Raw genomic sequence first — 22,136 nt, 5'->3', positions numbered from 1 at the left:
AGGCGAAACCGGGCCGAATAATCGGCCAAAAAGAGTTTCAAAGAGCAAGATAACCGCAGAACAAACAACAAAATCAAACTGAGCCGTCCCGAAAAATCTCTCCTGGAGGTCATGGGGGCAAAAACAGGGAGTTTTTCAAGACCCTGCTAAATAGCACCATCACGCCCCAAGTCGTCCAAAGCTTACAACTGCCCCACTCACACCTGCCCCCCCTATAGATTATAGTCGTAGGGGGATTCATGCGCTTCGCCACTCTTGTTTTCCTGCTTTGCATGTCAATCGGTTCGCCAAATCCGGCATCCGCCTTCTGCTTTGAAGAAGCCGGCAACCGGTACGGCATCTCGCCCCAACTCCTCTACGCAATCTCCAAGGGAGAAAGTAGCTTCAATCCCCTGGCAATCAACTACAACACAAACGGAACATACGATTACGGCCTCATGCAGATCAACTCCTCATGGGAACCGGCGCTTCGCAAACTCGGCATCTCGTGGAACAACCTTGCCGATCCATGCACCAATGTCATGGTCGGGGCCTGGGTTCTTTCCCAATGCATTCAGGACTACGGATACACCTGGCCGGCTGTCGGCTGCTACAACTCCCGCACACCGTCCAAACGCGATCGGTACGCAGCCAGAGTAGCCCGTATCATCAAGCACGAACTATCCCGCCCGCAACCAGTTCAGGTGGCGTCAGCAATCAACGTCGCCACGCCTTGGGAAGAGGCATTTGGCCGTGAACGCCGCTGAGATTATCTCTGAAAGTGGTTTGAGCGAAGCTAACGCGCTGGATGCGATTGAGGTAGCGGTTGCAAGAACACTAACTCATGCACTTAAGACAAATGTCACTGTCAGCATCAAGGAGCAGATGAAAATTCTAGTTTATGCGCCTGGCAGTGCGCCGACAGCACTTTCTCTCACCGACATCGACAGAAAACTGAGACGGCATGTGCAGCATCAGGTCGAACTGGAACTGCAACGGCGGAAAACCTTGAATGAAGCAGCTAAGTTGAAGGAGCTGAGAGGCTATACGGCCCCGGGAGAGATTACTCGTATTGCCGAGGATGGCTCACTGATCGTCACCCTGGAAATTGCAGACCATTATCGGCGCTTGATTCTTTCCGGAATCTGCCCGTTACGGTTTCAGCCCATACACGAGCGCAGCAGCTATCTCTTAGGAACCGTGAAGGAGTTCCACGTAACCAGCGTTGTACCGGTAATGATCGACCATAGGTCATCCAGAGTTCGAGTACAGCTAAGCCGCAGCTCGAAGCAACTGCCGCAGTTGCTACTGCGGGAGCGCAGCCGCATTTACGGGATTGTATGCCAGAAACGTATCCCAGGGGCCTTCAGCTCCATCGTGACACCGACAAGAATACCAAAGGACATCATCAACTCCGTAGGGAAGGAACTGCAAGAGCACCTGTATGTCTCTATTCAAGAAGCGCATCATTAATCCGTCAGGTAGCATGACAGACATCGGCAGCGGTGTGAACCTGGACCGCCGTACAAAGATCGTTCCTATCGCCATCCCCGATGCAGACAGGAAACGGCACACATTTGTCTTCGGAACCACAGGGGTCGGCAAAACCCGCCTGTGCGAAAACCTGATCGAACAGGACATCCGCAAGGGGTATTCGGTGGTCTATTTCGATCCCAAGGGTGACCAGCAGATCTTCACCAAGATTTATGAAGTGGCCAGAGATAGTGATCGCCTTGAAGAGCTGATGCTCGTCACCCCCATTTTCCCGGAATACTCAGCTGTGGTTGATCCCATGGCCTTCTATTTCATGCCGGATGAGCTGGTCGGGCATATTGTTTCGGGCATCATGGGCGGACGCGAACCGTTTTACCGGAACATCGCCAAGGAGATCACCACCGCCGTAATCTCCGCCTACATTATCCAGTCGAAACGACACGGCAACCTACCCATCCTGAATATCGATGAAATACGGAAGCGCATACGCCGGGAGTCACTCGATTCAACCATGAAATCTCTCCGTAGCATCGGTAATGCTGAAGCTGACCTGACAGCTGGCATGATCGAGGACATCCTGAAATCCCCTATGGAATATTATGCCAAGGTCTCGTCAACGCTACGCACCGCCCTGATGGAACTCTCTTCGGGCAATATCGGCAAGATCATCGGCCAGGCTGACTCCAACCGTTTCATAAAGAATCTTGAGTCCGGCAAACCGGTCATCCTGGTGGTCCATACCGGCGCCATGATCACCCGCGAGGCCTCTGCCACCCTCGGCAAAGTCCTTCTCTCCATGATTCAATCCTTTGTGGGACGGGTGTACCTCTCCAACCGCCAGAAGGTCAATCCTCCGCTCTCCATCTTCATCGATGAAGCGCAGAGCCTGCTTTACCAGGGCGTGGAGGAGCTGTTCGCCAAAGCAGGATCAGCCGATGTCATGGTAACCGCCTTTGCCCAGTCGGTGAACCAGGTCTATGCCGTCATCGGTGAAGAGTTCGGCAAAAGTATCCTCGACAACACCAACACCAAAATTTTCATGCGCTGCTCCGATGCCGAGACAAGCGATTATGTGGTTAAGCATTTCGGCGTACAGAATGTGCTGACCGGGATATTCGGCTCGAATCAGGTTACGACCCGCGAGGTAGAACAGGACATTCTGCGGGTTCAGGATGTCTTGAGTCTGAAGCCGCGGGAATTTTACATGATGACCTACTCGGGACGCTTCAAGGGGACCACTAAAGACGCCCTTGAACCCAAGATGAAGATCATCTTTCCGGAAGCGCCGGCGGTTATCACCTCAAAGCTGTCTCAATCTAAGCCTGCAGCGCCGCCCTCGCCATGAATACGACGCTGTTAGGAATATCGGCAACTGTAGGAATCGGCTTTGCCATTTATGGGACAAGGAAATGGCTGCCGAAGGAAACTCCTGCACCACAAGAGGAGAAACAGTTTGAGGTGGCCAAACTGGCCGAGCTGAGCCACCTTTGGAAAGACCGTGAGGTAAAAATAAAAGACGCCGCAAATCTCTGGAGGGAACAGTCCCAGGAGAACAACTCTGCTACGCCTCGCCCATCATTTACCCATACAGAAATCGAGCGGTTTTTCAGCGAAATGATCGAACACCGCTCATCAATCAATGGAATCCGCAGAGACCTGATAATCTGGCTGCTCAAGCTGCTCGACAAGGAGGGTGACTGCCCATCCGTTGTCAGGAAACACAAAGACGAGGCTGAACGGATCTATTCGGAGGATTCGTATGCCATGCTTGAGGCAGTTCCGCTCTACCGCCATACGCTGACAGTAGCCCGCAACTTCATTGCCAAGGCTGACCAGGAGGCGTTGCTGGCGGATATTATCCTCATTGCCCTGGCCCATGACATCGGCAAGATCCCCTCGTATCACGACGGCATGTACAGTAGCGGCGACCATCCGATCATTGCCGGACTCATCCTGAATGGAATTCCGGAATTCGTTTCCCTCCCGAATAAGGAGGATATTCTTCGTGCCGTGACCGGCCACCATCTGATGAAGAGCGACAACATCCTGACTGACGGTCTCAAGCAGAGCGATCATGAGGCTCGCCAGTCCGAACTGTCAGCACTTTATTTGAAGATGCGGGAGCAAAAGAACAGCCGCACTGAAAGCGGCGTTGACACGCAGTTCGCCGCAGAAGAAATAGAACCCTCGTCAGCCAGACCAGTAACAACAGAACTGCCATCGGCAGAACGGGCAGACCCGCTCGGATTTGCTCCCACCAAGGAGAAGTACATACCACAACTGATAAATATCCCGGAATGCATTGATCCGGATGCAGTAATTGAGTCGCTGAAAAACAGGATAAATCTGGTTGAATCCACCCCGAAAGGTGATCAGTGGTCTGTTGTTTCCATGCCCAACGGAGTGATCTATGTAAACCCCGACGCACTCTGGGAAGCCATCAAGGAAGTCAGTAACTATGATCCATTGGTTTATGCCTCGGAAGGCTTCGAGGCGGAGAAACGGAATCTGATGCACTCCGTTATCACGGAGTTGGCCAGAACCAAGCAGGCCCTGGCAACCGAATACGTGGCGGACGGGTACTACACATCGAAGGTTTCCATCATTACCGGAGGAGGCAAGCGCCTTTCCCATCTTCTGATCCCCCTCACTGCTCAGGCCTTCGGCGTAACAGCGTCGGCACTTGAAGAGCATAAAACCGCTCAACTGAAGCGAATGGTGAAAGATATCAAGCATAAGAACAAGGAGGTGGAACAATGCGTTGGCCGTTGATGGCTGCGGCAATGCTCTCTCTGTCCGTATCTGCCTCTGCCGGCTATTTCACCGATTCTGCCACTGGATGGTGGTGGTACCAGAAGGAACCGGAGAAGCAGGCCGAGAAGCCAGCCAGGAAGAAGAAACCGGCCAAGCCCACTCCGTCCCTCAAGGATTACACCTATGAGCAGATCTGGGAGATGCATCCCGACCAGTTCCAGGAGTTCGCAGAGGCGTTGAAGAAAAAGGCGGTCCAGAAGCCGAGCGAAGAGAATGTGAAGGAGTATTTCGAGGTCCAGGAGATTGCCCGCAAGAAGGCGCTCGCCTTTTCCAATGTGGCCCAGTTCGTTTGGCAGAAATACCCGGAACTGACCACCAAGAAGGATTACCCGATCACCACCCCCGGCAACCTGGCCCGGATCGCCCAAATCAACGAGGAACGGCAGCGCGTCTTGCGGGGCAACCGGGATGATTTCGCCCTGATCTATTTCCAGCGCCCCGACTGCAGCTACTGCGACGAACAGTCCCGCATCCTCGACTGGTTCACCAACGAGACCGGCTGGACTGTGAAGCGGGTCAACATTCAGGAGAATCCGGGGTTGGCCGCCAAATTCAGCGTAGAGATCACCCCGACGCTGATCCTGATCCAGAAAGGGAATCAGGATTACCTGCCGGTCTCGGCTGGAGTCATTTCCGCCGACGAGATCGAGGACAAGGCGTACCGGGCCGTGCGTCTCCTGAAGGGGGACATCTCCCCGGAAGAGTATTCGCTCTACGAATTCCAGAAGGGAGGCGGCTTTGACGTAAAGAAGCGCCGCCTCCTGGATAAGGAACAGCCGTGAGTTTCATGTCCATCAGCGACAGAAAAGAGGTGTACGTGTGAAACGAACCGTATGTACCAGAACCACCGCCGCCTGCCTGGCGGCAGCGATAGCCCTGAACCCGGTTCTGTCCTGGTCCGGCTGGGTCGACGACTGGGTGCAGCAGAAAAGTTCCACCTCACCCAGCTACTACGAAGGATCGAAGCGCGGCTACTACACCGGCGGTAGCTTCTCCGCCCGGTGGGCGAATACCGACGATCACCTGTTCACCGCATCGCTGCCGAAGCTTAAGTCCGGCTGCGGCGGTATCGACATGTTCCTCGGCGGTTTCTCGTTCCTGAACGTGGATTACCTGGTGCAGAAGCTCCAGAACATCCTGTCGGCAGCTCCGGCGGCAGCTTTCGATATCGCTTTGAAGACCCTTGCGCCCCAGGTGGCCGACACCATTAAAACCCTCGAAGCCATCACCGACCGGCTGAACTCTCTGCAGCTGAACGACTGCAAGGCGGCCAAGGCGCTGGTTGCCACTGCTGCCAGTCCGTTTTCGTCGGTGATGTCGGACAGTCTCAAGGCGGAGATGAAGACGGCCCAGACCGACTTCATGGTGTCGAGCGGCGCCAAGGATCTCTACCAGGATGTCAGCAAGCTGTTCGAAAGCGAGCAGAAGACCAATGCGGGCAACAAACCGGGAGTTCCCGGCACGACCCAAACCTCGGCAACCAGTGCCACTGCCGGTTGCCCAACTGAAGTTCTCCAAGTCTTCGGGGATGGATCTGTTCTGGAGAACCTGGCTGGCAAAAAAGGAATGAGCAGTGAGTACGTCAAGCTGGTGCGCGGCTTCATAGGCGATGTGGTGATCCAGAGCCCGGCGACTACCGGCACCACCTACCAGGCGCAGTACATACCCCCATGTGACAAGAACAACAGCTTCGATTCTTTCATCAGTGGCTCTGCCCAGGGGCGGGATACCGCCGGGGCCTGTGCCGACATTACCGACGCCAACAAGAACCTGATGGTCTATGTGGCCGGCAAGATGCAGTCCATCGCCGGAAAGATTAAATCAAAGACTGCTCTCACCGCCGATGAGGAGGCATTTCTCAAGAGCACACCGCTGTCGGTTGGCCTGATCCTCAAGAACGCCACGGCCACCAACACCGAGGGCGAAGTCATCGGCAAGCTGGCTGAACTGACCGCCCGGGCTTACGGCTACTACATGCTGCTTGATCTGTTCGGGCGGGCGGTGCAGCTCCAGGAAATGGCCCGCAACATCATGTCCACCCAGAAGGGGAACAAGGCCGGGGCATCACCGGAGACCTGTCAACTGGCCCTCCTCGGTGAGGGGATGCAGCACATCCAGACTTTGGAGGAGAAGACGCTGCAACTGCTGACCGTGGCCCAGCAGAGTTACGCCAATGCGGCATCGGAAATCAATGCGGTGGAGATGATCGTCCAGAACATGAAGAAGTTCGACGACACGGTGTTTTCGGAATTATCGGACCGCTTCGGTAAAGGTATCGCCATGCGGGCAACAGGAAGAATTTAACCACACAAGGAGGATTTATGGCTGAGAACAAGAACGAATCAAACGGGAAAAAACCATCAGGAAAAGAGTCCTGGCAGGACCGCAAGCTGAAAAAGGTTGTCCGGGATGACATTGACGTCATTTCCCGGAAGACTCTGGACCAGAGCGATTTCATCACCATGCTCAATACCCATGACAACGTGCTTCACCGATTGCGCATGACGATGGGGCGGAACAAGAACATCACTTTCGAAAAGGCGCAGGAGTTTATTGAGAGAAGCCAGCAGATTCGAGAGGAAATCAACCTTCTCAATGCCGAGATGTGCGAACTGATGGAGTGGGATTACACACCGCCACGCGGGTTCAGCAATCCGCTTGAAAAGACCGACGAAGAAGAGAACAAGGTGAGCAAGAAGAAAACTCCGAGTACTGTTTCATCTTGACACCCAGTGATCCACCGTGATTGACCTGTCGTATAACTTACTGCATGATATGTAAACTATTGGTTTACGTTTCATGCAGTTTTTTATAAGCATCTTGCAGCAATAAATTTCCAAGAGGAATCATGAACAAAACTGAGTTGAACGACTGCGGGGTTATCAAAATATCACCAAACAGGCTATTTCATAAATCCAACTCTGACAATACCGGCTAGTCATTCGTAACTTTAGAGCCAATCTGGATTGCAAGCATGGACATCGATCCACCATCATATCCCTCAACCGGAAAACTGACATCTTCGTTTTCCTTGCGTAGGCCCAGGATATACAGCAATGGCAGAAAATGATCCGGTGTCGGCACCGAGAGCATGGCATCCTCGCCAAGTTTTTCATAACCAATTATTTTGTCAGTATCACCGCTTAGTATTAAGTCTCGAATCAGCTTATCAAATCGTACTGCCCAGTCATATGGTTGCGGCGCACTGTCTCCCCATTTGTAGGCGCGAAGGCTGTGAACGATGTTACCACTACCGACAACAAGCACTCCTTCTTCCCTGAGCGACACAAGTCGTTTTGACAGTTCAAAGTGGTACTCAGCTGGTTTGGTCCTGTCTATGCTGAGCTGGACAACCGGAACATCAGCGTTTGGGAACATATGTCGTAAAACAGTCCAGGTTCCATGGTCAAGCCCCCATTCGTTGCTGAGCTCTATATCTATTGGTGACAGCAGTTCTTTAACACGCCGAGCAAGTTCAGGTCCTCTTATCCATGAACAGCCAGCCTTGCGCGATCCATTCAAGTCAACGCCCTATTCGCCAGAGAACGTCTACTATATTGGTGAACTCCTCTTTCGACTGCCCTATCGCAGTCGTGGCCTGGGGAGACGTCTGTTAACAAGCATGGAAAGTCATATCCGTTCACTTGGCAGCTTTCATGTAATCGTCTGCGCTACGGTAGAGCGTCCACTCGACCACCCCTGCCGCCGCCATGAGTACATACCCATAAACAATTTTCTCGACCGCACCGGTTTTGTCCGTCTTGACGGGATTACAACGCATTTTACGTGGATGGAAATTGATGGAGCCAGACACAATCACACCATGCAATTCTGGATGAAAGACCTGTCGCAGCCATGTCCGCAGCTTAATTCTCCTCCTCAAAACTAAAATCATACACTTCTCAGATGTGTCATTCACCCTAAGGGTTCAGATCCAGAAAAACTGGCCCTTTTTCTGCTTTTGAAATTATACAAAACGATTCAATTTGTAGGAATGTGCAACTATTAAATAGTTATGTGTATTTATACCAGTAACATAACTAGCTAATATAGCACCAGTAAGACGGAACCATTCCCGAACCGACCACAAGGAGTAAGAAATGCAAGACTTCACATTTTACAACCCTACGAGAATCGAATTTGGCAAAGGAAAAGAAACGAATATCGGAAAATACGTCAACGATTTTGGCGTGGGTAGCGTGCTGGTTCTTTACGGATCAGAAAGGATTAAGAAGGAGGGATTATTCGGGCGCGTTACTGCTTCTCTTGAAGCGCAGGGCATTTATTTTGAAACTGTAGGTGGAGTCATTAGTAATCCAGTGATCAGTCTTGTGCGAGATGCAGTAAAAGTCGTTAAAGACAAACAACTGCAGGGCATAGTTGCCGTCGGTGGCGGTTCAGTAGCCGATTCCGCCAAGGCCATTGCCGCTGGTGCAAAGTATGACGGCGATGTCTGGGATTTTTTCATCGGCAAGGCCCTTGTTACAGATGCCGTTCCTGTTTTCACCATCATGACGTTGGCGGCCACCGGCAGCGAAATGAATCCTTATGGCGTGGTAACTAACGCGGAGACTCAGCAAAAGTACAGCCTCGGCGGGCCTTCGCTCTACCCGAAGGTGTCAGTTATCAACCCGGAGTTGATGGCCACTGTTACGCCCGACTATCTGGCCTATTCCGCCGTCGATATTTTTGCTCACTGCCTCGACCTCTATTTCACCGCAAAGGTGTTTCCGGAATTTACCGCCGCATTGATCGAAAACATCCTGGAAACAGTGATCCGCACGACGGACGTGCTGATGAACAACCCTGATGATTATAACGCTAGGGGAGAGTTCGCCTGGGCATCTACCATGGCCCTCAATGGCAATACCTTTGTCGGCGTTGAGGGCAACTCCTTTGACACACACATGATCGAGCATGCGATGGGTGGACTTTACAACGTGCCTCATGGTGCCGGACTCGCCGTTGTTCTTCCTGCCTGGATGAAATCGATCAAAGATGAAATGCCGGAGCGCTTTGAGCGCTTCGCTGAGAAGGTTTTTGGTGAATCAAATGCCGATGCAGGGATTGAAAAGCTCACGGAATGGTTTAGCGCTATCGGTGCGCCTGTGACCTTTGCACAAGCAGGACTTTCTGCGGACGCCGTTGATCCCATTGCTGAGAATGCATTCGGTATTGCGAAGCTTTGGGGAATGGACCAGTTATACCCCAAGAAGAGGATCGCTGAAATTCTTAACCTGGCTGTAAAGTAAAAAATGAAAGAAGCAAATCCATGAACGCAATTACCGAAAATGAAATAGCCTTTGATGCCAACCCGGTTTGGAGCGCTGTTTGGGCCATGTCCCTGTGTGCCATGGTATTGATCGCATCGGAATTCTTACCAGTCAGCCTGTTAACACCGATTGCATCAGACCTGCATATTACTGAAGGGCATGCCGGACAAACGATTTCAATCTCTGGGTTATTCGCTCTCGTCACCAGTCTTTCCTTGACCTCGGTTATCGGTCGTATTGATCGTCGTCGCATTCTGCTCTTCTTCACCGCGATCATGGGCATATCCGGCTTGATGGTTGCTTTTGCTCCGAACGCTGTGGTTTTAATGATCGGACGTGCCCTTATCGGGGTATGCATCGGCGGGTTCTGGTCGATATCAGCGGCGACCCTGATGCGTCTGGTGCCGGAGGAAGCGCTACCTAAAGCGTTAGCCATTTTGAATGGCGGCAATGCATTGTCTACGACGGTTGCAGCTCCTCTGGGGAGTTTTCTTGGGGGACTCATCGGCTGGCGTGGTGCGTTCTTATTTGTTGTGCCTCTGATAGTGATTGCATTTGCGTGGCAATGGCTCAGCCTACCCTCGTTACCAGCGATGAAAAACCATGGATCTCGGGCTGCGGGTGGAAACGTTCTTCGACTATTGGGTCAACGTCGGATCGTTCTGGGAACCTTCTCAGTCATGCTTTTTTTCGCCGGTCAGTTTGCTCTATTTACTTACATGCGCCCCTTTCTCGAAAGCGTTACCGGCGTCAATGTCAAAGAGTTGTCAATCCTTCTGCTGGGGTTAGGATTGTTTGGGCTGGTAGGCACTTTTGCCATCGGGAACATGTTGAAAAAACGGTTGTACAGTATATTGATCATTACACCGATTTTTATGTCACTGATCGGGGTGGCATTGATCCTGTTTGGCTATTCACTTCCAGTCACGGCCTTAATGCTTTGCGCCTGGGGGTTCTTTGCCACGTCAGCGCCGGTTGCCTGGTGGACCTGGATGAGTAGAGCCCTACCCAACGAAGCTGAAGCTGGAGGTGGGCTTATGGTCGCGGCGATTCAGCTTGCAATCACATTTGGATCATCAGTCGGTGGACTGTGTTACGACACATATGGTTATCAAATCACGTTCATAGCCAGCATCATCCTTTTAGCATCATCCAGCGCCATGGCATGCGTAACTTGGGTTCATGCAAGTAAACAAGAATTCACTCAATCAAAGGAGCTTAAAAAATGAAAAACACATTTATGACGCACAAGATTCGAACCTTGACTACGGTGGTGATAAGCTTGTTCTTATCTGTCATAACTAACGCTTTAGGAGCTGACATGTCCAACGGAGCAGATAATTTTTACAAAAGCGACAAAGTTACATTGAAAAAGGTTGAGTTTAATAACCAGTACAAGATGAAGGTCGCAGGGAATCTTTTTATCCCGAAAGACCAGAAACAGGGCATCAAATATCCCGCGATCATTGTAGGCCACCCTATGGGCGCCGTTAAAGAGCAAAGCTCGAATCTATATGCCACAAAACTTGCTGAGCATGGTTTCGTAACGCTTGCAATTGATCTGTCTTTTTGGGGGGAGAGCGAAGGTAAACCGGGCCATCTGGTTGCACCGGAAATCTACTCCGATGACTTTAGTGCGGCAGTAGATTTTTTAAGCACACAGAGCTTTGTCGATAAAGAACGTATTGGAGTCCTCGGCATCTGCGGCAGCGGCAGCTTTGCCATCAGCGCAGCCAAAATTGACCCACGCATGAAGGCTATTGCCACCGTGAGCATGTATGACATGGGTGCGGCTGTTCGCAACGGACTCCGGAAATCTACTACCCTTGAGCAGCGCCGTGAAATTATTAAGTCTGCAATCGAACAACGATTCGTTGAATTCACTGGCGGTGAAATTCAGTACGTTCCCGGGACGGTCAACAAGCTTGATGAAAACACCAATCCTATTCAGCGAGAGTTCTACGATTTCTACCGAACCGCCAGAGGAGCATACGCCCCGAAAGGGGAGCTGCCAGAGCTGACAACAAAGCCTATGCTCAGCAGCATCAGCAAGTTCATGAATTTTTACCCGTTCAACGACATCGATACCATCTCTCCGCGCCCGATGATGTTTATTGCTGGGGAAGAAGCTCATTCCATAGAGTTCAGCCAAGATGCCTATAAGCGCGCAGCTGAGCCAAAAGAGCTGGTTCTTGTCAAAGGTGCTGGGCATGTTGACTTGTATGACCGAGTCAATCTCATCCCCTGGAATAAGCTCACATCTTTTTTTACTAAAAATCTAAAGTAAAAAATCAAGTAATATCAGATGCAAAGGGTGGGTCCTGTTGGTAGGGGCTCACCCTTTGCTGTTTGCAGGCCGATCGATAGCTCGAGTAATAGACTAGGCCGAACGAAATTGCTTGACACAGCTAATAGTTGTATATACAACTAAACTATGCCTTTTTCCTATGACTACAATCAATCGCTGGGCTACCTGACTGGCATTGCAAGCAGACTCTTGAACAATACCCTTGCCACGAGGTTCAAAGCTGCAGATATCGACATGACACCTGAACAGTGGGGAGCCATCATTATACTACTTAACGAGGGGGCCATGACCCAAGGGCAACTTGGGGATCAACTACTTCTTGAAAAATCAAGCGTAAGCCGTCTGGCGGACGGACTTGAGAGACGTGGCTGGATCGAACGAACCATAGACCCGAATGACAGCCGGCAGAGGCTCGTAACGCCGACACAAAATGCCCTGGACATGGCAGAGTGTTGCGCGACGATTGCCAGAGCTATTCATGAAGAAGTTCAGCGTGGCATGAATGAGGATGAGAAGTTGGCCTCCAGATCTCTTCTGGCTCGCATTATTATAAATCTGAAAGAAGTCTCAAAATAACCTGAGTTGCTAAATATTAATAAATTAGTTGTATATACAACATGATGGCAAGGCCGTTATTTATGATCTCGCGTCCAGTTTCCAAGTCAGGACAATAAACTAAAAGGAGAATCTCCATGATCGAACATTCAATTCTTGAAGACACCAAAACTTTATTGGGACATCTCGGTTTGGATGAGGAGCCAATCGGCGTCTATTACGCTGATACCAAACCGGACAATGCTTTTGGCCCAAAGCAAGGTCCACCAATTACACGAGAACTGGAAGAGCAAGGGCAGATAGACATGCAGGCGGTTTTTCAAAATTTTTCCTGCGTCATGGGAAACATCTGGCTGGCACGGAAAAAACGGGGTACAGCCTACATTTCGACAGAAGAATATGGCTGCCCTGGCGGTTCTTTCTACTGCTCAATGATGAAACCCAACCTCAGGTTCATCGAGCACTATGTAACCACAGGGTTTGAGGGAACACCCATTCATGGTGAGCGATACCTTCCTTCCCCCGAGGCTATGAGAAAATTTCTGGATGCTGTCAATCCGCGAAAGGCTCCTGGTAAATACTGCCTCTTCAAGCCCTTGTCATTATTTTCCGGTAGCGAGGAGCCTGAATTCGTCATCTTTTTTGCCAGACCCGAAGTATTGAGTGGCCTGTTCACCCATACAACGTTCACAACCGGGGAGATAGACAGTGTAGTGTCTCCATTCGGAGCGGGATGCACCAATGTTGTAGCCTGGCCTCTTCTCTATCAGGAACAAGGCTTAGAAAAAGCCGTACTTGGCGGCTTTGACCCTTCGGCAAGAAAGTACATGAAAACCGATGAGTTAACTTTCACAGTTTCATGGCCTCTGTATCAAAAAATGCTAAAGGCTTTGCCGGAATCTGTATTCAGTGTTGATGGTGCATGGACGACTGTGCGCAAGAAAATCAATCATAGTGCCAAGACATGGGGCGAAGGCATTTGAATCATATGTGGGAATCGGTAAGTACGGAGTAACAAACTAAAAGCTAATTGAGTTTTTCCGAAAACCACCGGCTTTGCCGGTGAGACTTGAAAAGGCTCTGCCGTTCCGGCGCGTTTGGGTTTAAGTTTCTGCTATGATTGCTGTAACTGGGTGCCGCGTTGTGTTTCGGTGGTTATGGCTTTGCTGTTTGGCTCCTTTTAGGGGCCTTCCTGAAGCCATCCGCTAAGCGGGTGATCCATCACTGTCAAGATGGCGAAACGATATGCGTGCAACAAGTTATGTTTCAGATTGTTTCAGCGTATTTACAGTATGTTATGTACTTACTTTGTTATTGACACATGAAGTTCTGGTCTGCTATGAAACTTGTATATTTTAGACTCTTTCAGAGAAAGAGACTCCGCAAGCCATAGTGCTTCCGGACAAACTTCTTCGGAAAGCCCGAGGAAGAATCGCCCCGGCAGGGATGAAATTCCTGGATAGATAAGGCTGCTGTTGCCCCTGTCCGGATGAGATTCGGAGGCATATTTGCCAACCGAGCAGTCGTTTGGGTAAAACGACGTAAATCCTAGCAGTAGTGCATCCAATTTCTGGAGCACACATAATTCCCGCAAAAATTATGACCCGTTCCGGCATAGCTGGAGTGGGTTTTTTGTTGCTCGACATCCGCGACAAGCCTTGTAAGCGGCGGATACTTTCACCACATCCCGATTGGGAGACACTCTGTTCTCTCCCTACGGGACAGACCATTGTCTCCTTGCTTCGGGAAAACCAACAAGGAGGCAGTATGGCAAGTTTGAACCGCGTGGAACTCATCGGCAATCTGGGTCGTGATCCTGAAATCAGGTACACACCCGGGGGAACGGCTATCGCAAGTTTTTCCATTGCGACCAGCGAGAAGGTAAAGAACAAAAGTGGCGAATGGGAAACCCGCACCGAGTGGCACAACATCGTCCTCTACGCACGTCTCGCAGAAGTAGCTGGCGAGTACCTGTCGAAAGGAAAAAGTGTCTACCTCGACGGCAAACTCAAAACCCGCAAATGGCAAGATCGGGACGGTAAGGATCGGTACACAACCGAGATCGTCGGCGATAAGCTTCTCATGCTGGGCGGCAAAACTGGTAGCATTAGTGATGAACAGCCAGTAAACAGCCCGACAAATGAGGACATTCCGCCTGATGACACCGATCCGTTCTAACAACCAGTAACCACAACTCAACAGTCCTACGGGGAGACATTACCACATCCCCAAAGGGATTGGTCTGTCTCCCCTGTCGGACACAACCCACAGAAAAGGAGACAGACAGATGAACGCACCAGCTCAAATCATTCCCATCAACCCCGCAGCATCGTCCCTTACCCATCACGCCGTCAACATCAGTGAACTGAAGGCACAGGTAAACCTGATCCAGTACGTCATGCGTGACGTCATGAAATCAGGCGAGCACTACGGCACCATTCCCGGCTGCGGAGACAAAGCAGTTCTCCTCAAACCGGGCGCCGAAAAGCTCATGCTGACCTTCAGGCTGGCAAACGACGTGGAGGTGGAAACCATCGACCTGCATCTCGGCCATCGTGAGTATCGCATCAAGGTGACGCTCTACTCACCGGCAGGCCAGCGTCTCGGTACCGGTGTCGGTTCATGTTCGACCATGGAAAGCAAGTATCGTTTCCGTGTCGGGCCAGTTGAACTGACGAATAAGCCGGTGCCGAAGGAATACTGGGATCTTCGCAAGGAGAACCCGGCAAAGGCGCAAGAGATCATCGGTGGACGCGGCTTCAGCGCAAAAAAGGATGACAGCGGTAACTGGAAGATCGCCAGGCAGGGAGAAAAAGTTGAACACGACAATCCTGCAGATTTCTACAACACCTGCCTGAAAATGGCCAAAAAACGCGGCCTGGTGGATGCAGTACTTACCTCGACCGCTGCCTCTGACATCTTCACCCAGGACATCGAGGAAGATCCTGACCTTTACGGACAGACGGAACAGAACGGAGGAAACAGTGCCGGCAGTACCAGCACCACCTCCGGAACATCGCAGACTGCCAGACCGGACAGCGCCCAATCATCCCACGAAACCGAACCTGTTTCGACTTCCGAGATCATCGGGTATCTGACGGCCAAGGGGATCAGGATGGAACTCTCCGCTGATGAATCGGAGATCTCCGCCTTCCCAGACTTCAACGACACCTCAGCCCGCCAATGGCTGAAAGACCACGGTTTCAAATGGGACGGCAAGGGCAAATGCTGGCAGTACAGGTAGCGCCTGACGTTCCAAACTGAACATCACTCACAACCTACCTCAGCAGGGAGACAACGACTTTCTCCCTACCGGGGGTGTCTTGTCTCCTCTGCCGGGTACAACCCACAGACAAGGAGACAAGAACATGAATACCCACATCATCAAGCACGTAACAATCAAAGGCTGTCAGGTGCCGGTCTATGCTCCCGCCAAGAAGGAATTCCAGGTCAGCATTGACGTCACCCGGATCATTACCGGCGTTATCTTCGGCTCGCTGCTTACCGCAGTCGGCGCCATACCGTTTCTGATCTGAAAGGAGACAGCCATGAGCAAACTCGCTGCGTTTCTGGGACGTGCTATTCCGGCCCATCAGCAGAAACAATCCTCACACCTCGGTGACCGAACCTTGTACGTCGGAGCTTCCGATATTGCCGGCTGTCCGCGTAAAGCGGCACTCGGCAAGCAGTCTCCGGAAGGTCATGACATCAAGACGCTTCTCCGATTTTCCCGTGGCCACGCCGCGCAAGCCATGTATGCCGATTTCTTCAGAACCGGTGGTGCCCTCTTCGAAGAAGAAGTCGAAGTGAAGCATCCGCAGTTTCCTGAGATCAGGTGTCACATTGACTTTCTGTTCTATGCGAACCGGCAGACCAAAAGGCTGCACATCGTGGAGATGAAGTCGACCGACGGCATCCCCGACGAACCCTACGCATCATGGGTGGATCAACTGCATGTCCAGATGGGCCTGCTGCAACTCACCCTCGATCCGTCAGTGGAAATCGGCGGTTCGATCCTGGTGGTTGACCTCAATGCAGGAACGTACCATGAGTTCAACAGCTATACACCCAACAGACTGGTATTCGATCAACTTGTGGAAAAGGGAAAACATATCCTTGCGGCAGCGCGAGGCGAGTGTGCCCCTCGAACCGAACCGGGAATTCTCTGCGGTTACTGTCCGTTTCGCACCGGCTGTCCCTCTCATGCCGTCGCCCTGGATCTCCCCCGGGAGATACTTGATGCCGGCAGAAAGTATCTGGAGCTGAATGAGCAGAAGAAGGCTCTCGAAACCCGGCTGGACGTCCTTAAAAACGACATACTCACCTTTGCGGATGGCACGTTCAAAGGGGCTTCGGACGGGATACTGATCAACGTCACCTCAGTGGCGGAGTCGGTAATGATCGACAGCAGCAAACTCAAGAGAAACTATCCTGACATCTATGACCAGGTCACGAAGCCGAAAGCCGGTTTCGTCAAACTGGAAATCAAACCATTCATGCCGCCCGTAGCACAAGCGGCCTGACCACCACCCCACCAGGGGGCATCACGCTCCCCATGGGAACTCTCCATTCATGGAGGCGTGTCTGCCCCCAGTGAAAGGAGATTACCGATGAAAATCTATCGTACCGGCACGTTACCGCCTGACCTCAAGTCCTTCACCCGGGAGAACAGATACGAAAATCTGAAGGAGGCTCTTCAGACCATAGCATCGCTGATCCTCATAGCGGCAATGCTCTTCGTATTCATGTTTGCCGCTGCAGCTCCACCGGAAACCCAGGTTTATCCTAAGGGCTGGGAGGAGGTGCGAGGATGAATGGACCGGTCAACATTATCTGTGCGGGAGATGAAATACATCTTCCTGCTGTCGCCATGGAAGAGGTCAACCTGTCACTGCACGGGGCAAACCGCTTCCTGGAGCGTGACATTCCGCTGGAGGCTGTCGAGGGTGTCCGTCACCTTCTGCCGCTCCTCAACGAGAAGCCGCTCAAATTCAGGTACAAGGGGGTACTTGTCGTTGCCCGTCTGGTCAACGGTTCACCCAGGATCATTACGGCCTGGAAAGTCCCTCCAGCAGCATAGCACTTCACACGGCAGCACACTGCCAGAACAAGGAGGCCATTATGAGCCCAAAAATACCACGGCCCAAGGCTGTTACCGGTTTCACCATCGAACGCCGGTCGTCATGCGGCAAGATTTACACTACGGTAACGCTCTCTCCGGGCACCGCTGTTCCCATGGAAATATTCGTGCGCTTCGGCAAAGCCGGAGGGTGCGGTTCTGCCATGGCCGACGGCATTGCCCGGCTGGTCTCGTACGGTCTCCGTTCGGGACTGGAAGCAACCGATGCCGTCAAAGCATTGAGCGGTATCGGTTGTCATCTGGGAAGCAATACCTGCATCAACTGCGTTGCCGAATCAATCCGTCTGGTACTTGTACATCTTGATACCGGACGAGATCTGAATGACCTGATTGAGGAAGCGGCTCTTGCAGAGGCAAATGCCGTAAGCGCCCACGAATTCAACTGACACACACTACCCATCGACACCTGGCAGGGAGAGCATGACATCCCTGCGGGGGAGTCTGTCTCCCTGTCCGGTTACCACTCACTGCACAGGAGGCAGACATGAACTACGAAATCAGAAGCACGTTCAATATTGATGCGCCAAAATCCGTCACCATCAAGGGGAGAACACCGGGACATCCGGCGGTTCCCCAACAAGACATCCAATACATTTTCCGGCAGTCAACCCTGTCGGACCTGTTCACCTGGTATCTCCTCGGTGAACGTTCTCTCTACCTCACCGGCCCGACCGGCTGTGGCAAATCCTCCGTCATCATCGAGGTCGCCGCCCGGCTCAATATTCCCCTCTGGAATGTCGTTGCCCACTCCCGGCTGGAAACACCGGAACTGATCGGCGGCTACCGGCTCAATGCCGGCGGCGGGATGGATTTTGTGCACGGGCCGCTCATCATTGCCATGAAGGAAGGTGGCTGGTTCCTGATCGACGAAATCGATCTGCTCGATCCTTCCACTGCTGCGGGACTGAACGGAATTGCCGAAGGCCGCCCCATCACCATTCCGGAAACGGGAGAAGTGGTAACGGCTCATCCGGACTTCCGTTTCATCGCCACCGCCAACTCAAATGGAGCCGGCGACGCCACAGGCCTCTACCAGGGAATACTGCGGCAGAACCTGGCGTTCCTCGACCGCTTCTACATGATTGAGGTCGGTTATCCCGACCAGGACATTGAAAAGAAAATCCTGACCGAAGTGGCACCATCAGTCGGCAGCGACATCAGAGACCGCATGGTGGCCATCGCTAACGAGATCAGAGCCCTGTTTGTCAAAGGGGAGACGGAAGTCACCCTTTCGACCCGCACCCTGACCCGGTGGGCACGCATCACTGCCTTCCAAGGACGAGCCGCGGCCAGCCAGGGGATGTCCAACGGCGAAACACTTACCAAGGCCTTCGACCGGGCACTCGGCTTCCGGGCTGAACCCGATACCCGAACCGCACTGCATGCTGTTTTGCAGCGGCACTTCGGGGACAGGAGGTAGCCATGACCCGATACAGGAGCATCAAATCATCACTGGATCTGCATCTGCTGGACCGGGTCAGGAATCACGACAAGGTTTATCACCTGGCGGTGTTCGAGCGGGACGACGGCGGTTATGACGTCCTGTACCGCTACGGCCGTCGCGGCTCGACATTGCGCCTCGGCATCCTGAAAGGTGGGGAAAATCTCCGTGATTATCAGACCGCCAGCAGACTCATGAACAGAAAGGAAGCGGAACAGGTCAGAGGCGACGGCTATGAGTATGCCGACGGCATTACCCCCGGCGTCTGGAATGATCTGCTTGCCGCATCCACAACCACACAGAATATCCAACAGTCACCCGCACCACCTGAACCAGAGGTTCCCGCACCGGCAATTGGCGGCAACGGACCGAAGTCATGGTTTTGGTAACTAACTACAGTCCCACGAAAGGAGACATCATGAACAACTCTACCATCAGCAAAGTACTCCAGGGCCTGGTCCTGGTTCATCTCAGCTTCTCCGTATGGTCCGGCAAGAAGAAACTCCGGCCGGAAGACTTGAAGGGTGCGAATCTGCCACCCGACAAGCTCGCCTCTCTCGGGTCAAAGCGCATTTTTGATCCTGATGCCCTCAAGGTGTTCGCCACCCTGAAGCGTCAGGCTGAACGCGCCTGCGAAGAGGTAGGAGTCAGATTCCTTGCTGGCTATGCCATTCCTGAGGAAAAACTGGCTCCCCTTATGGAGAAGATGGAACAGGTCGAACAGAGCTTTGCCACGGCAAAGACGAATTTCCTGTCGGCATACGACGACAATCTCAAGGACTGGCTCGCCGAAGCTGGTGAATGGTCTGAGATCGTCGTCCGTGCCGTGGAACCGGCCAGCCGTGTCGCAGAACGGCTCTCGTGCGGCTTCACTGCCTTCAAGGTGGGAGCCCCCGGAGAAACTGCTTCAGCGGTACAACCGCTGGAACGTCAGGTTGGCGGTCTTGCGGATCAACTGATCCATGAAATCGGCGCCCTGGCAAAATCAACCTGGGAGGAATCGTACCGGGGTCGCACTTCCGTTACCCGCAAGGCATTGCGCCCCCTCAAGGCGATCCTCGACAAACTATCAAGTCTGAGCTTCGTTGGCCCTGACAAAATCAGCGGCCTCGTTGCCAACGTGCATGCGGCACTCGCCACCGTACCCAGATCCGGACCGGTCACCGGGGCAACCCTGATGGGGCTGGTCGGAGTATTGTGCGAGCTGTCTGACATTGCCGGTTTCATCACGACCGAGGAACGGGAAGAAATGCTGCAACCGCTCCCCGAACCAGAAGTCGAACCGGCACTATCTGCACCTCTTCCACCAAAGACAGTAACGATCATACCGCAGCCGGTACAGCAGATTGAAGCGCCGGCTGTCTGGTTCTGGTAAGGAGTCGCCATGAAAACACGACCCCTTGCCCTGATCGCCAAGGTTCTTGGCCGGAAATACGATGTCACCGTAACCATTGCCGGACAGGTAGCCTGCACCAGCGGGAAAGAAATCACTATCCCGGTCGTATCAGGCCCCCATGCCGAAGCGCTTGCCCATGGATATATCGATCATGAAGCGGCGCATGTCCGGTACACCGATTTTTCCGTACGTCTCACGAACGATTTCGCGGGGGATCTGCTCAACATCCTGGAGGATGTGAGAATTGAACAGGCAATCGGCCTGGAATATCCCGGCTGTATCGCCAACCTCCGCGAGCTGACCCGTCTTCTGGTTGAACAGGAAGGCGTATTCAGACCAGACCCGTCCCATCCATCCCAAAGCATCCTCGCCTGGATCATGGCCGTGATCTACATGGCAGTACTCGGTCATGACTCGTTGCGGCAAACCAGGGACAGCGCCGAACCATTGGTCCGGCAGGCTCTGGGGAGAAACTTCGACCAGGCGTTGTTGCTACTGGATCGGGCCGGGACACTGACATCGACCCGTGAAGCAGCGGCGCTCCGGGATGAACTGATGAAGCTCATCCGCGACTCCGCACACCAACAACCGAAAAACGGGCAACCCCGGCCTTCCCAGAGTCAATCCGGCAGTCACGGAGATCAAAATGATGGGACCGGCAGCGATAACTCCCGACAACAGAATGAAACTGGCAGCAACGGCGTTCAACAGGCACAGAACGGGGATAAGCAGCAGAACTCCTCACAGCCTGCCGGGTCCGGACAGGATAAATCATCCGGGCACTCTTCTCAGGGGCAATCCGGGATTTCTGATTCACCTTCCCTGGAATCTGCCCGCCAGGCATTAGCGGAAGCTTTGTCCGGCAAGAATGTCGGCTCCTACGGAAACGTGGGAGAAAAGCTGGCCGAACTGCTCTGTCAGAACTCTACCGAGAGTTCATTCAACGGGACAGCCGCATCAGCACCACGGCTGCCAACTGCCCAACCACTGAACCAAACAGCCGGATACGATGATCTTTCCGCGCTTCGTGTCCATACTGCAGCCTTGCGAGCCCGGCTTCAGGGGCTTGTCCAGGCATCGAAACAGAAACGATCCACCCCGGTCAGCGTCGGGCACCGACTGGATTCCCGTGTACTGACCCGTCTTCGTATTTGCGACACTCGGGTTTTTACCAGGAAAGAGGAAAAACGGGCAGTCAATACGGCTGTCTGCATGCTTTTGGACAGTTCCGGAAGCATGGGCAACACCACCATCCTCAACAAGATGGGCATTGCTTCCCGCGCCTGCTTCGTGGCGGCGGAGGCCCTCTATTCCATTCCCGGTGTCCGTACGGCGATTGCCACCTTCAAGGGGCATGACAATCACGTATTCCCCATGGTTGTTTTCGGGGAAAAACCGGATCACAGCAGATTCAATATCAGCGGTTCCGGTGGCACCAGACTCGGCCATGCTCTTTGGTGGGCATGGGGCGAACTCTGCCTGCGCCGGGAAACACGCAAGATCTGTATCGCCTTCTCCGATGGCGACACCGGCGATGGCCCTGTCACTCAAGCCGCTATCAAGCGGATGAGGGAATCGGGAATCGAGGTGATCGGGATTGGTATTCAGGACAACAGCATCAAGCAGTACCTGCCCGACAACCATCGGATCATCAAGAACCTTGACCAGTTCACTCCAGCGCTTCTGGAACTGCTGCGGGAAAAGCTGGTCGCTTAATTTTCACCTACCAACCCATC

Annotated in this window: 25 protein-coding genes; 23 read left to right on the top strand and 2 right to left on the bottom strand. The window is 52.8% G+C overall.

What is annotated here, in order from left to right; genetic code table 11:
• Positions 1-239: 239 nt before the first annotated feature.
• The 7 genes from AC6CDK_RS14235 to AC6CDK_RS14205 are packed head-to-tail and all read left to right on the top strand — an operon-like array spanning position 240 to position 7,013.
• Positions 240-746 carry a lytic transglycosylase domain-containing protein gene (locus AC6CDK_RS14235; RefSeq protein ID WP_192905754.1) on the top strand — a complete coding sequence of 169 codons (507 nt, stop codon included), beginning with the start codon at positions 240-242 and terminating at the stop codon, positions 744-746.
• Positions 733-1,452, top strand: coding sequence for a hypothetical protein (locus AC6CDK_RS14230; protein WP_192905753.1), 720 nt, complete (start codon positions 733-735; stop codon positions 1,450-1,452). The genes AC6CDK_RS14235 and AC6CDK_RS14230 overlap by 14 nt, the downstream gene beginning before the upstream one ends.
• Before the next feature lie 34 nt (positions 1,453-1,486).
• On the top strand, positions 1,487-2,818 hold the full coding sequence (locus AC6CDK_RS14225) for a type IV secretory system conjugative DNA transfer family protein (protein WP_318842693.1): 1,332 nt from the start codon (positions 1,487-1,489) through the stop codon (positions 2,816-2,818).
• Positions 2,815-4,245 (top strand): HD domain-containing protein, encoded by a 1,431-nt coding sequence (locus AC6CDK_RS14220; RefSeq protein WP_192905751.1) that lies wholly within the window; start codon positions 2,815-2,817, stop codon positions 4,243-4,245. Before AC6CDK_RS14225 ends, AC6CDK_RS14220 begins: the two co-directional genes overlap by 4 nt.
• Complete coding sequence (locus AC6CDK_RS14215; RefSeq protein ID WP_192905750.1) at positions 4,230-5,069, top strand: conjugal transfer protein TraF; 840 nt, start codon at positions 4,230-4,232, stop codon at positions 5,067-5,069. The genes AC6CDK_RS14220 and AC6CDK_RS14215 overlap by 16 nt, the downstream gene beginning before the upstream one ends.
• 37 nt (positions 5,070-5,106) lie before the next feature.
• Entirely contained in the window at positions 5,107-6,591 is a 1,485-nt protein-coding gene (locus tag AC6CDK_RS14210; RefSeq protein WP_192905749.1) for a conjugal transfer protein TraH, read from the top strand.
• Between the two features lie 17 nt (positions 6,592-6,608).
• On the top strand, positions 6,609-7,013 hold the full coding sequence (locus tag AC6CDK_RS14205; RefSeq protein ID WP_192905748.1) for a hypothetical protein: 405 nt from the start codon (positions 6,609-6,611) through the stop codon (positions 7,011-7,013).
• A gap of 208 nt (positions 7,014-7,221) precedes the next feature.
• Here AC6CDK_RS14205 and AC6CDK_RS14200 read toward each other — a convergent pair whose 3' ends face one another.
• Complete coding sequence (locus AC6CDK_RS14200) at positions 7,222-7,809, bottom strand: dioxygenase family protein (protein ID WP_192905747.1); 588 nt, start codon at positions 7,807-7,809, stop codon at positions 7,222-7,224.
• A 118-nt stretch (positions 7,810-7,927) separates the two neighbouring features.
• Positions 7,928-8,182, bottom strand: coding sequence for a hypothetical protein (locus AC6CDK_RS14195; protein WP_226048467.1), 255 nt, complete (start codon positions 8,180-8,182; stop codon positions 7,928-7,930).
• Positions 8,183-8,387: 205 nt separating this feature from the next.
• Here AC6CDK_RS14195 and AC6CDK_RS14190 point away from each other — a divergent pair, with 205 nt between their 5' ends.
• From AC6CDK_RS14190 to AC6CDK_RS14115, 16 genes are all read left to right on the top strand, one after another.
• Positions 8,388-9,539 (top strand): iron-containing alcohol dehydrogenase, encoded by a 1,152-nt coding sequence (locus AC6CDK_RS14190; RefSeq protein WP_192905745.1) that lies wholly within the window; start codon positions 8,388-8,390, stop codon positions 9,537-9,539.
• A gap of 20 nt (positions 9,540-9,559) precedes the next feature.
• A complete protein-coding gene (locus AC6CDK_RS14185) occupies positions 9,560-10,789 on the top strand; it encodes an MFS transporter (protein ID WP_192905744.1) in 1,230 nt (409 codons plus the stop codon).
• Between the two features lie 92 nt (positions 10,790-10,881).
• Positions 10,882-11,847 carry an alpha/beta hydrolase gene (locus AC6CDK_RS14180; protein ID WP_226048458.1) on the top strand — a complete coding sequence of 322 codons (966 nt, stop codon included), beginning with the start codon at positions 10,882-10,884 and terminating at the stop codon, positions 11,845-11,847.
• 147 nt (positions 11,848-11,994) lie between these two features.
• On the top strand, positions 11,995-12,444 hold the full coding sequence (locus AC6CDK_RS14175) for a MarR family winged helix-turn-helix transcriptional regulator (RefSeq protein ID WP_192905742.1): 450 nt from the start codon (positions 11,995-11,997) through the stop codon (positions 12,442-12,444).
• 116 nt (positions 12,445-12,560) lie between these two features.
• Positions 12,561-13,406 carry a DUF169 domain-containing protein gene (locus tag AC6CDK_RS14170; RefSeq protein ID WP_192905741.1) on the top strand — a complete coding sequence of 282 codons (846 nt, stop codon included), beginning with the start codon at positions 12,561-12,563 and terminating at the stop codon, positions 13,404-13,406.
• A gap of 784 nt (positions 13,407-14,190) precedes the next feature.
• Positions 14,191-14,601, top strand: a complete 411-nt coding sequence (locus AC6CDK_RS14165) for a single-stranded DNA-binding protein (protein WP_192905740.1) — start codon at positions 14,191-14,193, stop codon at positions 14,599-14,601.
• 109 nt (positions 14,602-14,710) lie between these two features.
• Complete coding sequence (locus AC6CDK_RS14160) at positions 14,711-15,667, top strand: hypothetical protein (RefSeq protein WP_192905739.1); 957 nt, start codon at positions 14,711-14,713, stop codon at positions 15,665-15,667.
• A 124-nt stretch (positions 15,668-15,791) separates the two neighbouring features.
• On the top strand, positions 15,792-15,959 hold the full coding sequence (locus tag AC6CDK_RS14155) for a hypothetical protein (RefSeq protein WP_192905738.1): 168 nt from the start codon (positions 15,792-15,794) through the stop codon (positions 15,957-15,959).
• Positions 15,960-15,971: 12 nt separating this feature from the next.
• Positions 15,972-16,946: a PD-(D/E)XK nuclease family protein gene (locus tag AC6CDK_RS14150; protein ID WP_192905737.1), complete on the top strand. Its 975-nt coding sequence runs from the start codon at positions 15,972-15,974 to the stop codon at positions 16,944-16,946.
• Between the two features lie 87 nt (positions 16,947-17,033).
• Complete coding sequence (locus AC6CDK_RS14145; RefSeq protein ID WP_192905736.1) at positions 17,034-17,237, top strand: hypothetical protein; 204 nt, start codon at positions 17,034-17,036, stop codon at positions 17,235-17,237.
• Positions 17,234-17,503 (top strand): hypothetical protein, encoded by a 270-nt coding sequence (locus tag AC6CDK_RS14140; RefSeq protein ID WP_192905735.1) that lies wholly within the window; start codon positions 17,234-17,236, stop codon positions 17,501-17,503. Before AC6CDK_RS14145 ends, AC6CDK_RS14140 begins: the two co-directional genes overlap by 4 nt.
• 41 nt (positions 17,504-17,544) lie before the next feature.
• The gene (locus tag AC6CDK_RS14135) at positions 17,545-17,949 is read left to right on the top strand and encodes a TSCPD domain-containing protein (RefSeq protein WP_192905734.1); all 405 of its coding nucleotides are present in this window, start codon (positions 17,545-17,547) and stop codon (positions 17,947-17,949) included.
• A gap of 98 nt (positions 17,950-18,047) precedes the next feature.
• Positions 18,048-18,983 carry an AAA family ATPase gene (locus tag AC6CDK_RS14130; protein WP_192905733.1) on the top strand — a complete coding sequence of 312 codons (936 nt, stop codon included), beginning with the start codon at positions 18,048-18,050 and terminating at the stop codon, positions 18,981-18,983.
• A gap of 2 nt (positions 18,984-18,985) precedes the next feature.
• Positions 18,986-19,393 (top strand): hypothetical protein, encoded by a 408-nt coding sequence (locus AC6CDK_RS14125; protein ID WP_192905732.1) that lies wholly within the window; start codon positions 18,986-18,988, stop codon positions 19,391-19,393.
• Between the two features lie 29 nt (positions 19,394-19,422).
• The gene (locus AC6CDK_RS14120; protein ID WP_192905731.1) at positions 19,423-20,379 is read left to right on the top strand and encodes a DUF3150 domain-containing protein; all 957 of its coding nucleotides are present in this window, start codon (positions 19,423-19,425) and stop codon (positions 20,377-20,379) included.
• Between the two features lie 9 nt (positions 20,380-20,388).
• Entirely contained in the window at positions 20,389-22,116 is a 1,728-nt protein-coding gene (locus AC6CDK_RS14115; RefSeq protein WP_192905730.1) for a VWA domain-containing protein, read from the top strand.
• Positions 22,117-22,136 lie beyond the last annotated feature (20 nt).

Source organism: Geobacter sp. PheSNFMC, assembly GCF_059620965.1.
Note: the sequence above shows the minus strand (reverse complement) of the source record. Positions and strands in the feature narration are given on the sequence as shown.